The sequence below is a fragment of the Dysosmobacter sp. Phy genome (genome assembly GCF_054476235.1).
In genome coordinates this window covers 345777-359837 of sequence record NZ_CM136997.1, presented here as the reverse complement: position 1 = coordinate 359837, position 14061 = coordinate 345777, and the positions used below count along the sequence as shown (strand labels likewise).

Genomic DNA, 14061 nt, shown 5'->3' with positions numbered 1-14061 from the left:
GCTTGCATCTTGATGCAAGCCTATTTTTTTGCGGGAGCTGCCTATGAAAAACCGTTGCTTGTCTGATATGGAACTGTCCTCGCTGTGCGGGGAACTGTCACTGCTGATTCACGCCGGTGTGGGCGCCGCGGACGGACTGTCCCTGCTGGCGGAGGAAGAGCGCGGAGGCGCGCAGAGAGAACTGCTCTCCTCCATGGCCCGGGAGGCGGACTGCGGTACGCCTTTGTCTGCCGTTATGAGGCAGACGGGCCGCTTTCCCCTCTACGTGGTGGGCCTGGTGGAGGTGGGCGAGCGCAGCGGCCATTTGGAGGAGGCCCTCCAGGCCCTGTCCCGGTACTATGAGGGGCGGGACCGGCTGGACCGGCAGGTCCGCTCGTCGCTGCTGTACCCGGCGGTGCTGCTGCTGGTGATGCTGGTGGTGATCGTGGTGCTGCTGGTGCGGGTGCTGCCGGTGTTCCGGGATGTGTACGCCTCCCTGGGCGGCCAGATGACCGGTGTGGCTGGAGGCCTGCTGGCCCTGGGCCAGGCGCTGGACGCCGCCATGCCGGTGCTGTGCGCGGTGCTGGCCCTGATGGTCCTCGGCCTGGGGGCCTTTGCTGCCAGCACGTCCTTCCGGGCCTTGGTCCTGGCCTGGTGGCACCGCCGCCGGGGAGACAAGGGCGTGTCCCGGCAGATGGGCGTCGCCCGGTTTGCCCAGGCGCTGGCCATGGGCCTGCGCAGCGGCCTGCCTCTGGAGGAGTCCCTGGAGCTGTCGGAGACACTGTTGGGCGACGTGCCCGCCGCGGTGCGCCGCTGCCGTGACTGCCAGTCCAGGCTGGCCCAGGGGGCCGGCCTGGCCGCGGCGCTGCGGGATTCCCAGGCCCTGCCCGTGGCCGCCTGCCGCCTGCTGGCCCTAGGCCTTCGCAGCGGCACCGGCGATACGGTGATGGAGGAAATCGCCCGCCGGCTGACCCTGGAGAGCCAGGAGGCCCTGGAGGCCAAGGTGGCCCGGGTGGAGCCCGCCCTGGTGCTGGTGACGTCGGTGATGGTGGGGGTCATTTTGCTGTCGGTGATGCTGCCGCTCATGCACATCATGACGGCCATCGGGTGAGCCTATGATGAGGAGAAGGAGAAACGCCTTCGGCGGCGCGGTACGGGCGCTGCTGCTGCCGGTGGTGGCCCTGGCCGCGGCGCTGTGCTTTTTCACTGCCCTGTCCAACCTGGAAAACGGCCGGGACGACCAGGGGCGCCGCCAGCTGGAGGAGGCCCTGCGCCGCTCCGCTGTGGCCTGCTACGCCGCCGAGGGGATCTATCCCCCGGACCTTGCGTACATGGAGGAGCGCTATGGCCTCCAGATCGACACTGACCGCTACACGGTCTACTACGATGTCTTTGCGTCCAACCTGATGCCGGACATCACCGTATTGGAAAACGAGCCATGAGACGAGAAAAGGATCATTCCCTGAACGGCCTGCTGGCGCTGCTGCTGTTCGGGATATTTGCCGCCTGCGTGCTGTCGGTGCTGTTGATGGGCGCGGACGCCTATCAGCGCCTGACGGAGCGGGACCGGGAGAGCTACGAAAGCCGCACCGTTGCCCAGTACATTGCCACCCGGGTCCGCCAGGCGGACCGCTCCGGCGGCATCAGCGCGGGCGCCTTCGGCGGCTCCGACGCCCTGGAGCTCTGGGAGACCATCGACGGTGAGGCCTACGTCACCCGGGTCTACTGCCACGACGGCTGGCTGCGGGAGCTGTTCACCGATGCGTCCGGGGACTTCGCCCCGGAGGACGGTGAGCCCGTCCTGGAGGCCGAGAGCCTTTCCGTCTCCCTGTCCGGCGCGGGCCTTCTGACCGTGGAGATCACCAGCGCCGACGGAGAGACGCAGCAGGTGACGCTGTATCTGCGCAGCGGGAAGGAGGCGGCGCCATGAGACGCAGCAAGACCCCCCTGGCCCTGATGGAGCAGATGGTAATGGTGCTGGTGTTCGCCCTGGCGGCGGCCCTGTGCGTCCAGGTGTTCGTCCTGTCGGACCGGACCTCCCGCTACGGCGAGGCCCGGGACCGGGCCCTGCTGGAGGCCCAGAGCGCCGCCGAGGCATTGAAGAGCGGCGACGAGACGTATTTCACCGCTCGGTCCGCCGCCTCCGGCGACGGCGGCTGGAGCATTTCCTACGACGCCGGATGGAACAGCGTGACCGCCGCGGACGCCGCGGCCTACCACCTGCTGATCCTCTCCGTCGACAGCGGCCTGGACTACCTCTGGGCCGCCCAGGTCCAGGTCTACACGGCGGACGGCGATCTGCTGGCGGATCTGCCCGTGGCGGGACAGGAGGTGGCCGACCATGGATGACATCCGCCGCTTTACCCCGCCCGCGGTGGGCGGGAGTTCCCTGCTGGTGATCTTTGCGGTGCTGTGCCTGACCATCTTCGCCCTGCTGGGCCTGGGCACGGTCCAGGCGGACCGGCGGCTGTCGGACGCCTCGGCGGAGGCGGTGTACGGTTACTACGCCGCCGACTGTCAGGCGGAGGCGATCCTGGCCCGTCTCCGGGCCGGGGACGTGCCGGAGGGTGTTACGGCCCTGCCCGGCGATACCTATGTATATACCTGCCCCATCTCCGACACCCAGGTGCTGGAGGTGGAGGTGCGCGTGACCGGCGCGGAGGACTATGCTGTCCTGCGCTGGCAGGCGGTGTCCGCAGCGGATTGGGAGCCGGACACCGGCCTGGAGGTCTGGGACGGCGCCGACGCCGCCCCGGAGAGCTGACAAAAGGAGGAATGAACCATGGCGGATGTACTGGAATATCTGCGCCGGGCGGTGGAGGACCACGCCTCGGACTTGTTTATCGTGGCCGGCGGCTCGGTGAGCGAGAAGGTGGGGGGGCGCCTGGTGTCCCTGAGCGGGGAGAAGGTGTTCCCTCAGGAGACAGAGGCGCTGATCTCTGCTATTTATGAGATGGCGGACCGGGACATGACAGAATTCCGCCGTACCGGCGATGACGACTTCTCCTTCGCGGTGCCGGGCCTGGCCCGGTTCCGGGTCAACGCCTACCGCCAGCGGGGTTCGCTGGCTGCGGTGGTGCGGATGGTGTCCTTTGAGATTCCGGACTGGAAGACCCTGGGCATTCCGGAGGAGGTCATGTCCCTGGCGGACGTGGGCCACGGCATGGTCCTGGTCACCGGCACCGCCGGCAGCGGCAAGTCCACCACCCAGGCCTGCATCATTGACCGGATCAACCGCATCCGCCAGGCCCACATCATCACGCTGGAGGACCCCATCGAGTTTCTGCACCGGGACCGGGAGAGCATCGTCAGCCAGCGGGAGATCGCCATTGACACGGCGGACTATCTCTCCGCCCTGCGCTCCTGCCTGCGGCAGGCGCCGGATGTGATCCTGCTGGGCGAGATGCGGGACCACGACACCATCCGCACCGCCATGACGGCGGCGGAGACGGGCCACCTGGTCATCGCCACCCTCCACACCAAGGGCGCGGTGAACACCATCGACCGCATCGTGGACGCCTTCCCCCCGGCCCAGCAGGCCCAGATCCGGGTCCAGCTGAGCATGGTGCTGCACACGGTGGTGTCCCAGCAGCTGCTGCCGGACAAGGAGGGGGGCCGGGTGCCCGCCTTTGAGATCATGCACGTCAACGGCGCCATCCGCAGCATGATCCGGGACAGCAAGAGCCATCAGATCGACAACGCCATCGCCTCCGGCGCCGCCGAGGGCATGGTGAACATGGACCAGTCCATTCTGGCGCTGTATAAGGCGGGGAAAATCACCCTGGAGACTGCCCTGGCCCACGCCGACAACCCGGACCAGCTGCGCCGCCGCCTGGGCTGAGGCCTGCCGGGAGCCGGATTTTCTGGAAATTTCATATTAAAAAAAGCCACGCTATGCGCGGCTTTTTTTAATACCTGTAACTGGACGACTGCTTTTTGGTGGGTTTAAAAACCGGCATTTTGCGCAGATTTCAGAACTTTTTGAAACTGTTTTGTATGAATAGACAATGAATCTAAATATAATTTATGCAAATTAACGAACAAGTTTTGAAAGAAAAACTGCGATTTGTAACCGGTTTTGTAACCGCCGTATGCTATACTGTACCCATCAAATGAAAGGGGAGGTGAGCACCGGATGCCGATGAAGCAATGGGGTAACGCCTACCGGACCACGGTGGTGTGCGTGGACAGCTACGACGAGCACGTGCTGCGCGGGCGGCTGTACAATCCGCACCAGCCGGAGGGGATCGCCTTCCGCAGCGTCATGGAATTCCTGCTGCGGATGGAGGACCTGCTGGACGATATGCATTTCCCCCAGTCCTTCTCCGCGGTCCGGTCCTTCGGCGCTCCGCCGGAGCGGACAGCGGCATCGCCTCCGGCGGCGGAACGCCAGGAGGGGCAGCGCGCCACCTTTGCGGTGCGGGTGCTGTTCCGGCAGAACGCCAGCTGGCAGGGCTCCCTCACCTGGTTGGAAGAGGGAAAGGAGGAGAGCTTCCGCAGCGTCCTGGAGCTGCTGCTGCTGATGCACAGCGCATTGGACCCGGAGACCCGATGACTGAGACCTGATACCCGCGGGAGGGCGGGAAACGTACCTGAAGGACCCGGTGCGGCGGGTGGCCGCGCGAGAAATCACTGAAAACGGCAAACCGTCCGAAAGGGCGGGACGCAAAGCCAGGGAGCTAAACGCCGCAGCGGCGCAGGCCAGCCCGGCTGCCATGGATTTCGATCTTCCAATATGAAAGGAGAACGAAACAATGGCAAAAACGAGAAGAAGAGTATTGTCCATTCTGATGGCCCTGGTATTGACCCTGGGCCTGCTGCCCACTGCCGCGCTGGCGGCTTCTGGTCGGGACAAGAATGACCCTATTGTCCGTTTCTTTGTGCTGGACCCCAATGAGGGAACCCCCAATAATAATAACAACGGGAATAAAGGTTCCTATTATCCCAAAGAGGGAGACGATGGCGGTGTCTTTGGAGCGACTTGGAAGACCGGCTATCCGAACGGCTCCTTGACGCTGGAAGGCCTCCAGGCATTCCAGAGCATTGGTGCCACTGGCCTGTTTGCGGCGAATGGAATCAATTCTGACTGGTATACTGAACCTGACAATCTGGGCGACTTTAGCAATAAAGACATCGTTTGGTATTCCATCAAATGGCAGAGTTCGGAGGGATTGCATTACTGCAATATCGACGGCTATGTGAAAGATAAGACCGTCAATATCTTCTACTATTCCAATTTTAATGACCAGGATGAGCGCTATTATCCGACCAGTGGAGAGACTGGTGCGTCCCATACTGTTCTGGATTATGGCGACACTATGCTTCTTTCCCGGCCCGGATATGAGTTTACAGGCTGGAACACGGAGAAGGACGGCACTGGCGACAGTTATAACGCCGCCGAGACTTTTACGATTACCGGTCCTACGGACCTCTATGCGCAGTGGGAGGAGATCAAATACACCCCCTCCGAGCAGCCCACCGCGACCCTGACCCTGAAAAAGACCTGGGCTGACGGGATCACTGGCGGTCAGAACGATTTGCCCAGTAGCGTGAACATTGTCCTGAAAGATGCTTCCAATAAAACATATGAGGCAGAAGGCTCCGGCTCTGTGACCGTTGGAACTGCCGGCACCCTGATTTTCAAGGACCTGACCCCCGGCGGCGAATATACAGTCGTTGAGACCCCTGCGGACACGTTCGTGGCGAATCCCGGCACCATCAAGCTGAACGAACTCACTGTGACCGGCATGAGCGTAAGCAGTGCTACCAGAGTGACGGATTGTGCCGATCTGGAAAGAAATGGCCTTCAGGGTGCCAATTACGTGGTCTTTTCCGTAAAGAGCAATGCCACGTATGCAAAGTATGAATACGTGGTCTGGACCTATGCAGATATTACGGGCGCCGAAGACAAATTCATCGATGCCTTTGAAGCAGCCACCATGACCAATCCGGATCTGGTGGGGCCGTTTGTCACCGGAAAAGTGAAAACCGCTTATGAGAATGGACACGTGAAATTCATTTCCGGCGCTACTGTGAACTATAACGAAGATCGCCTCGGCCTGGAGATTATGGCCAACAGCGGTACGGCTACGCTTCAGCACGAGGACAACTGGCAGCAGTATGTGTATGGCGGCTACGGCTATGAGTACGGCGGTACTGAGGCCAAAGTCACTGTTCACAATACGCTCCCGCTGACCCCCTATATCAATATCGAAAAGGCCGGTACGACTAATGTGACCGCCGGTGACGAGATCGCCTACACCATCACCGTGCAGAACACCGGCACGGCCGCTGCGACCGCCGATGCCGTTGTCACGGATACCCTGCCCGCCGGGTTGACTTTGGTGAGCGCGGCGGCTGATAAGGGTGACGTTGACACCACTACGACTTCCGGCACCGTCACCTGGACCATTTCCAAGGAAGACCTTCCGGCCAACCAGTCGGCCCCGTATACCCTGACCGTGACGGCCACCGTGTCCAGCGATTTCACGGATGATAGCGTCACCAACACCGCCTCCCTTGTGACCGACGATCCCCACAAGGGAAGCGATGACCATACCACCACGGTCACCAGAGTGGGTGTTCTGAACATCCAGGGCAAGTCTTATCTGAATGGAAGCGGCGCAGCTGTGACGGTTCCGGAAGCTGATAAGCCTGTGAAGTTCTTCGTGAAAGACTCCGCTGGAACCGTGGTCGGCAATACGGACGGTTATGCTCTGGCCGAGATCACCAGCCAGGCTGGCGTATCCATTACGCTGCCCTACGGCACGTATACCATCGCAGAGGAGTTTGCCTCCGGTAAGGACGGCAGCTTCCAGCAGACCACCGCGCCCAAGGGCAGTTACAGCGCTCCGGTGCTGAGTGTTGTGGGTGCTTCGGGTACCACGGCCAGCGGTGCGACGGTGACCATCGATGGTTCTCACGAGGCTGCAAGCCTGGTCAATACCTATACCTTTACACCAGAGACCGAGGTCCATGTTTCTTATGCTTGGGATACCACGACTTCCGGCACCAAGGCTTGGGCGACGGAGTTCCCCAATGACACCGATCCTCTGAACACGGCTGAGGGTGCGCCCTATGCAGCTGTGACCCTGATCACCGGCGAGGGCGGTACCCAGAACAACTATGCCGCTCCTGGCGTTCCCACGGCCTCTATGTCTATGCCCACTGGCTATTCTATCACCGGCTGGTTTGCCGATGCGAATGGCGACGGCGTGATGGAGAGTTATACGGTTGAGCAGGCTACCACCCTGGTCCGGAGCCTCGGCGGCGGCGACAGCATCATCCTCTATGCCCGCCTGACGGACAACATGCCGACCTACAAGATCAAGTATGACTACTACTACAAGCTGAACGATGCCTCCACTTACCAGCAGGTCAAGAACAGCGATGGCAATGCGTACGTGGATCCTAAGACTGCATGGGCCACTGTTTCCAGCCGCACTGCTCCTACCGCAAAGGCCCTGTATAACAGCATCAAAGCTGGTGAGATCACCGGCGTGTCCGCTTCTTTCACGAAGGAAGTAGGCACTGCGCCCAGCCTGACTTACAGCATGGCTAGCGAGTGGGAGACCGACGAGGTCACTTCCACCGGCAGTCTGGCGGCTGGAGACCTGGTCTACACCGTCAAGGTCTATGGCCAGTACTACACTGTCGGCAGCCTGACCATCACCAAGACCATTGATCTGCCGCGCAGCGAGACTGCCGCTTGGAACGCTCTGAAGGATACGCTCACGTTTACTGTGACGGCCACGCTGGATTCCGGTGAGGCCTTCACGCCCGAGACCGTCAGCCTGAAGGATTTCGAGGACGACGTGCACTCCTATTTCACTTACACCTACACGCTGAAGAACCTGAAGCCCGGCACCTACACCGTGACGGAGAGCGGCGCCGATATCCTGAGCGCCTATGGCTATACCTGGAATGCTGAGGACAGCGTCAACTCTGACGTGGCAGTGGTCACTGCCAGCGGAACGCCCGCTGTTGCCGCACTGGAGAACGTCTACGACAGCCGCGAGTTCACCGTCATCTTCGACGCCACCCTCTACGGCAACGTGCACAGCAGAAACAATACGCTGATCGCTGACGGCAGCAGCTTCCGGTATGAGTGGTTTGTGCCTCTCGTTGCGCTTGACGCCAACACGGTCTCCACCGATCCCGGCTGGCAGGGCCGGCTGGTCGATGAGACTTTCAACGACAGCCAGGCCAGCCAGATCAGCTATACCTTCACCATCGACGATTACAAGGAGTTTTTGAACCACAACAACTTCCCCATCAAGATCAGCCAGCCCAATGTGACTGCCGATCAGGGTTACACCTTCACCGGCAGCTTCACCACCACCGGCACTGATACCGGCGTGAAGTTTGTGGATCTGGAGACCACCATGGCGGCGCTGCTGGCCAGCGGACAGGATCAGATCACCTATTACGCCAACTACTCCTCCAGTTCCGGCCCCATCGATCCCGGCCCCATTGATCCCGGCCCCATCGATCCCGGCCCCATCGATCCCGGCCCCATCGATCCCGGCACCGACATCCCCGATGACAACACCCCCACCACCGACCTGCCCGAGGAGGAGACTCCCACCACCGAGCTGCCCGAGGAGGAAACTCCTACCACCGAGCTGCCCGAGGAGGAAGTTCCCATGGCTGAGGTCCCCGCCACCGGCGATACCGCCGGCCTGTGGGCCCTGGCTGCCGGCGTGTCCGGCCTGGCTCTGGTTTGGCTGGCTCTCAGCGGCAAGAAGCGCCGCGAGGAGAACGCCTGATCGCACAGGCAAGCACATCTGAATGACCCAAGAAAAGGGGGCCCGGACGCAGGTCCGGGCCCCCTTTGCCGAAAAACCGCTCTGAGAGGAGGCAGCCGCCATGCGCTCCAATATCCGGAAACTGCTGATCGCCGTCCTGGCCCTGGTCCTGTGCGTCAGCGCCGTCATGCTGATCCGCCAGACCCTGCAATACCGGGAGGGCGAGGCCGAGTACGCCGAGGCCGAGGCCCTGGTGGAGCTGCCCGATCTTTCCCAGCTGGAGCCCGCCCCCGCCCCGGAACCGGAGCCGGAGGAAACCGAGGAGCCGGAGGAGAAGCCCGTCTACATCGACCCTTACGCCGGAGCCCTGGCCGCCATGGACTTCACCGCCCTGCGGGAGGTCAACTCCGACGTGCTGGGATGGATCCTGATCCCCGGCACGGTCATTTCCTACCCCCTGCTCCAGGGCGACGACAACAGCTATTACCTCAACCACACCTGGAAGAAGTGGACCAACGTGGTGGGCTCCATTTTCCTGGAGTGCCAGAACAGCCCGGGCCTGAGCGATTTCAACACCGTCGTCTACGGCCACCGGATGAACAACGGTTCCATGTTCGCCTCGCTGAAATACTACAAGCAGCAGAGCTACTGGGCCCAGCACCCCAAGGTCTACATCACCGACGACAACGGCGCCCACTGTTATGAGATCTTCGCCGCCTACGAGATCTCTACCGCCGGAGATACCTACAAGCTGAGCTTCCCCACCGACCAGTCCAAGCAGGCGTACATCGACTACTGCCTGGAAAAGTCCGTCATCGACACCGGCCTGACCCCCACGGTCTACGACAAGATCCTGACCCTCTCCACCTGCACCGGCAACGGCCACGCCACCCGCTGGGTGGTCCAGGCCCTGCTGCGGGGCGAGGTGCCCCCGGCGGCGCAGGAGCAGCCGGAGGAGACGGCGGAGATCCCGGCTGAGAGCGCCGGGGAGGCAGCCGGACCGGCACAGCCCTCCGGTGAGACGGCGCCTTCCGGAGAGGCGGCCTCCGACGGGGAGAACACCGCGCCGGAGACGGATCCCGCCGCGGAAGCGGCCGAGTCTCAGGCCGGGAGCGCCGGGGAGGTGCAGCCCGCGGAAACGGGGCAGGACGCCCCGCAGGTCTCCGGTCAGGGGCCGGACGGGGAGGCGCAGTCCTCTGTCCAGAGCGACCAGCCGGGGCAGAGCGCTCAGACAACGCCGGAATAACCGTACAACGCAGCCGCGGGGGAGACCCCGCGGCTCTTTTTCGTCTCCCGGCGGTTTACAAGGCAGGAAAAACGTGGTACACTCGAAGCCGCGAGTGAAAGGGGGCGGACCATGAGCAGAGAGACCGTGCTGGCGCTGCTGCGCCGGCAGGAGGGGGACTTTGTCTCCGGGGAGGAGATCAGCCGCCAGCTGGGACTGAGCCGGGCGGCGGTGTGGAAGGCCGTGGACGCCCTGCGGCGGGACGGATACACCGTGGAGGCCCGGACAGGCCTGGGCTACCGCTTGGCTGCCGCGCCGGATGCCCTGACGGAGCCGGAGATCCGCCGCTTTCTGCCGCCCACGGAGGTGGTGGGCCGGAAGCTGGTGTGCCTTTCCCAGGTGGACTCCACCAACACCCGGGCCAGGGAATTGGCCTTGGCCGGGGAGCCGGAGGGGCTGGTGGTGGTGGCCGACTGCCAGACTGCCGGCCGGGGCCGCATGGGCCGGTCCTTTCAGTCCCCCCAGGGCAAGGGCATCTATCTCACCGCCCTGCTGCGGCCCCAGCTGCCGCCGGAGAGGCTGATGATTGTGACGGCGCTGGCCGGTGTGGCGGTGTGCGGCGCCGTGGAGGCGGTGTGCGGCCTGTCCCCGGGGCTGAAATGGCCCAACGACCCGGTGCTGAGCGGAAAAAAGCTCTGCGGCATTCTGACGGAGCTGGCTCTGGAGGCGGAAACCGGGAGCCTCCAGTACCTGGTGGTGGGCATCGGCGTCAACGTGCTCCAGACGGCGGAGGATTTCTCCACGGAGGTGGCGGCCATCGCCACGTCGGTGGCGGCGGAGCTGGGCAGACCGGTGTCCCGGCCTGCCCTGGCGGCGGCGCTGATCGCCCGGCTGGACCGGCTGCGCAGCGCCCTGGTCTCCGGAGATACGGAGGCGTATCTTGCAGAGTACCGCCGCCGCTGCGTGAACCTGGGAAAGCGGGTGCGGCTGCTGACCTCCGATGGGGAGGAGAGCGGCGAGGCCCTGGATGTGGACCGGGATTTCGGCCTGGTGGTCCGGAAGGACGACGGTACTGTGACCACTGTCCGCTCCGGAGAGGTCTCCGTCCGGGGGCTGTATGGATATACGGAATAAATCGGGAGTGAGCGTATTGTGAAAGAGCTTTGGGAGCTGTTCTGGACCTTCGCGAAAATGGGGGTCATGACCTTCGGCGGCGGCATGGCCATGCTGCCGATCCTGCAGCGGGAGGTGGTGGAGCACAAGCACTGGGCCACGGAGGAGGAGCTGACGGACTACTTCGCCATCGGCCAGTGCACGCCGGGCATCATCGCTGTCAACACTGCCACCTTCATCGGCCAGAAATTTGCCGGGAACCTGGGCGGCATTGTGGCGACCCTGGGCGTGGTGTTCCCCTCCCTGGTGATTATCACCATTCTGGCGGCCTTTATCAATAACTTTGCCCACATCGCCTGGGTCCAGAACGCGTTCGCGGGTATCCAGGTGTGCGTGTGCGTGCTGATCTTCAACGCGGTGCGGAAGCTCCTGAAAAAGTCCGTGGTGGATCGGCGGACCGCCGTGATCTTCCTGCTGGTGCTGGCGGGCAGCGTGTTTTTGCATGTGTCCCCGGTGTGGTTCGTGCTGCTGGCGGCCCTGTCCGGCATCCTGCTGAAGAATCTGGAGGCGAGACGGGCATGAACATCTATCTGCGGCTGTATTACGAATTTTTCAAGACGGGCCTGTTCGCCATCGGCGGCGGCATGGCTACGCTGCCCTTCCTTCACGATATCGGCCAGACCACCGGCTGGTACACCCAGGCCCAGCTGATGAATATGCTGGCGGTGTCGGAGTCCACGCCGGGGCCCATCGGTATCAATATGGCAACTTACGTAGGCTACACTGTGGGCGGCATCCCCGGCGCCCTGATCGCCACCATCGGCGAGGTGACACCATCCATCATCGTCATTTTGATCGTAGCCATGATGCTCAAGAAGTTCCGGGACAGCAAGTATGTCAATGACGCCTTCTACGGCCTGCGCCCGGCCTCCACGGGGCTCATCGGCGCGGCCTGCGTGTCGGTGATCTTGGAGGTGCTGACGGGCATCGAGGTGGTGACGCCGGAGGCCGGGATCCTCAACAGCTTCGCCCTGCCGGGAGGCTGGGGGAGCCTGGTGAGCTGGCGGGGCCTGGCCCTGGCGGCGGTGCTGCTGGTGCTGACCAACGGGGTAAAAAAGGTGAAGGACTGGCATCCCATCGTGTTCATCGGCATTTCCGCCGTGGTGGGTGTGGCCTTCGGCTTCGCCGGAATATAAAAAAGAGCGGGACCCGGATGCCGGGTCCCGCGTTTTCGTTTATTCGCTGTCGATGTGGTGCTGGATCCGCTGCATGATCATGTCCAGAGCCACCAGATTGTGGCCGCCCTCCAGCACCACGATGTCCGCGTACTTCCGGGAGGGCTCCACGAACTGCTCGTGCATGGGTTTCACCGTGGTGAGATACTGGGTCACCACCGACTGCAGCGTCCGCCCCCGCTCCTCCACGTCCCGGAGGCAGCGGCGGAGGATGCGCTCGTCGGCGTCGGTCTCCACAAAGATCTTGATATCAAACATATCCCGCAGAGTGGGGTTCTGAAAGATCAGGATGCCCTCCACGATGATGACCTTGGTGGGGAATACCTCCACGGTCTCGTCGGTACGGTTGTGGTCGGCGTAAGAGTACACCGGGCAGTGGACGGAACGGCCCGCTTTCAGCTCCCGCAGATGCTCGATCAGCAGGTCCGTGTCAAAGGCGCTGGGGTGGTCGTAGTTTTGACGGGCCCGCTCCTCGTAGGTCTTGCCCTCCTGGCGCTTGTAATAGCTGTCGTGGCCGATGACGGTGACGTCGTCCCCGAAGTGCCTTTTCAAATGGCGGGTCAGCGTGGTCTTGCCGGAGCCGGTGCCGCCTGCAATGCCGATCAGGATTGTGCCCATGTGTCCAAAACCTCCCTGCCGGGCGGGAAGCCGCCCGTTTCTCCGTCCCATTATATAGGCGCTGCCGGTCAAAAGCAAGGGTACGGGTCTGCAAAAGGGGGCAATTTCCCGAAAATTCGACTGCCCCGGACTTGACGGCTTTGGAAAAAGCCGATATTATGTCAAGTGTAGAGAATTCAGCCGACGCATGGAAGGAGGGCCCTCAATGGCCATGATTCGCTGCCCCATCTGTGGGGAGAAATTTTCTGATACATACCGCAGCTGCCCCTTCTGCGAAGAGGAGGAGGCGCTGCGTCAGGGAGAGCAGATCCGCCGGGGCGTCAGTCAGGGAGGCAAGCGGGTGGCCGGCCGCCGGCAGCCCAGCCTGCTGAGCCCCATGCTGATCCTGGTGATCCTGATTTTGGCCGCGCTGCTGGTGTATCTGCTCTACGGTGACAAGCTGGCCCAGACCCTTTTCGGAGAGAGCGCCGGCCAGCAGGTGGAGGAGACCATCCAGCCCGACGGCCAGGAGGACGGGGACATCACCATGCCGGAGGACGGTGAGACGGATGACACCCAGACCCCGCCCGAGGGCGCAGAGAGTGAGGATACCACCACAGAACCCGTGGATCCCGCTACCCTGCCGGAGACCCTGACCATGGCGTATCTGGGCAGCCCCCGGAAGGAGTTCACCATGTCCGTGGGCGATGATCCCATCCCGCTGACTGCCTCCGGCGGTACCGGCACCTATACCTGGAGCAGCAGCGACGACGGCATTGCCTCCGTGGATGAAAGCGGAAAGGTTACCGCCATCTCCGCCGGTCAGGCCACCCTGACCGTGACCGACGGCAGCGGAAAGGGCACCTGCACGGTGATCGTCAAGGCCGGCAGCGGCACCAGCGCCGGCAGCTCCTCCACCAGCACCGGCAGTGGCACCCTGAAAGCCGGCAATGCCGTGGTCATCAACGGCGGCAACGGCGTCCGGGTCCGCTCCGGTCCCAGCACCAACGACGAGATCCTGGCCACCATTCCCAACGGCGGCTCTGTCAAGATTGTGGAGAGCGCCGGAGACGGCTGGTACAAGATCACATTTGTTGCTGCCGGAGGCGTCACCACCACCGGCTACATGAAGGGCGAATTCCTGGCCAATCAGTGAGACCACCAC

The 14061-nt window shown here is 63.0% G+C and carries 14 protein-coding genes and 1 riboswitch; of the genes, 13 read left to right on the top strand and 1 reads right to left on the bottom strand.

Annotated elements, in window-relative coordinates:
• Positions 1-67: 67 nt before the first annotated feature.
• The 12 genes from ACVDHE_RS01690 (at position 68) to ACVDHE_RS01635 (ending at position 12260) form a co-directional block, all read left to right on the top strand.
• Positions 68-1090 carry a type II secretion system F family protein gene (locus tag ACVDHE_RS01690; protein ID WP_249539330.1) on the top strand — a complete coding sequence of 341 codons (1023 nt, stop codon included), beginning with the start codon at positions 68-70 and terminating at the stop codon, positions 1088-1090.
• A gap of 7 nt (positions 1091-1097) precedes the next feature.
• Positions 1098-1421, top strand: a complete 324-nt coding sequence (locus ACVDHE_RS01685; RefSeq protein WP_213039170.1) for a hypothetical protein — start codon at positions 1098-1100, stop codon at positions 1419-1421.
• Positions 1418-1909 carry a DUF4860 domain-containing protein gene (locus ACVDHE_RS01680; protein WP_213039169.1) on the top strand — a complete coding sequence of 164 codons (492 nt, stop codon included), beginning with the start codon at positions 1418-1420 and terminating at the stop codon, positions 1907-1909. The genes ACVDHE_RS01685 and ACVDHE_RS01680 overlap by 4 nt, the downstream gene beginning before the upstream one ends.
• Positions 1906-2328 carry a hypothetical protein gene (locus ACVDHE_RS01675; RefSeq protein WP_458885406.1) on the top strand — a complete coding sequence of 141 codons (423 nt, stop codon included), beginning with the start codon at positions 1906-1908 and terminating at the stop codon, positions 2326-2328. The genes ACVDHE_RS01680 and ACVDHE_RS01675 overlap by 4 nt, the downstream gene beginning before the upstream one ends.
• Complete coding sequence (locus ACVDHE_RS01670) at positions 2321-2743, top strand: hypothetical protein (RefSeq protein WP_213039167.1); 423 nt, start codon at positions 2321-2323, stop codon at positions 2741-2743. Before ACVDHE_RS01675 ends, ACVDHE_RS01670 begins: the two co-directional genes overlap by 8 nt.
• Before the next feature lie 18 nt (positions 2744-2761).
• The gene (locus ACVDHE_RS01665) at positions 2762-3820 is read left to right on the top strand and encodes a type IV pilus twitching motility protein PilT (RefSeq protein ID WP_458885405.1); all 1059 of its coding nucleotides are present in this window, start codon (positions 2762-2764) and stop codon (positions 3818-3820) included.
• Positions 3821-4114: 294 nt separating this feature from the next.
• Complete coding sequence (locus ACVDHE_RS01660) at positions 4115-4534, top strand: hypothetical protein (protein WP_325226563.1); 420 nt, start codon at positions 4115-4117, stop codon at positions 4532-4534.
• 75 nt (positions 4535-4609) lie between these two features.
• Positions 4610-4697, top strand: a riboswitch (cyclic di-GMP riboswitch).
• Between the two features lie 453 nt (positions 4698-5150).
• Positions 5151-8747 carry an isopeptide-forming domain-containing fimbrial protein gene (locus ACVDHE_RS01655; protein WP_458885404.1) on the top strand — a complete coding sequence of 1199 codons (3597 nt, stop codon included), beginning with the start codon at positions 5151-5153 and terminating at the stop codon, positions 8745-8747.
• A gap of 100 nt (positions 8748-8847) precedes the next feature.
• Complete coding sequence (gene srtB, locus ACVDHE_RS01650) at positions 8848-9972, top strand: class B sortase (RefSeq protein WP_458885403.1); 1125 nt, start codon at positions 8848-8850, stop codon at positions 9970-9972.
• Positions 9973-10083: 111 nt separating this feature from the next.
• Positions 10084-11085, top strand: coding sequence for a biotin--[acetyl-CoA-carboxylase] ligase (locus tag ACVDHE_RS01645; protein ID WP_458885402.1), 1002 nt, complete (start codon positions 10084-10086; stop codon positions 11083-11085).
• Between the two features lie 18 nt (positions 11086-11103).
• Positions 11104-11646, top strand: a complete 543-nt coding sequence (locus ACVDHE_RS01640) for a chromate transporter (RefSeq protein WP_458885401.1) — start codon at positions 11104-11106, stop codon at positions 11644-11646.
• Positions 11643-12260, top strand: coding sequence for a chromate transporter (locus ACVDHE_RS01635; protein WP_458885400.1), 618 nt, complete (start codon positions 11643-11645; stop codon positions 12258-12260). The genes ACVDHE_RS01640 and ACVDHE_RS01635 overlap by 4 nt, the downstream gene beginning before the upstream one ends.
• Positions 12261-12299: 39 nt before the next feature.
• On the opposite strand, the gene udk is transcribed toward ACVDHE_RS01635, so the two are convergent.
• Entirely contained in the window at positions 12300-12917 is a 618-nt protein-coding gene (gene udk / locus ACVDHE_RS01630; protein WP_213039158.1) for a uridine kinase, read from the bottom strand.
• A gap of 205 nt (positions 12918-13122) precedes the next feature.
• Here udk and ACVDHE_RS01625 point away from each other — a divergent pair, with 205 nt between their 5' ends.
• Positions 13123-14052: an SH3 domain-containing protein gene (locus tag ACVDHE_RS01625; protein ID WP_458885399.1), complete on the top strand. Its 930-nt coding sequence runs from the start codon at positions 13123-13125 to the stop codon at positions 14050-14052.
• Positions 14053-14061: the final 9 nt, after the last annotated feature.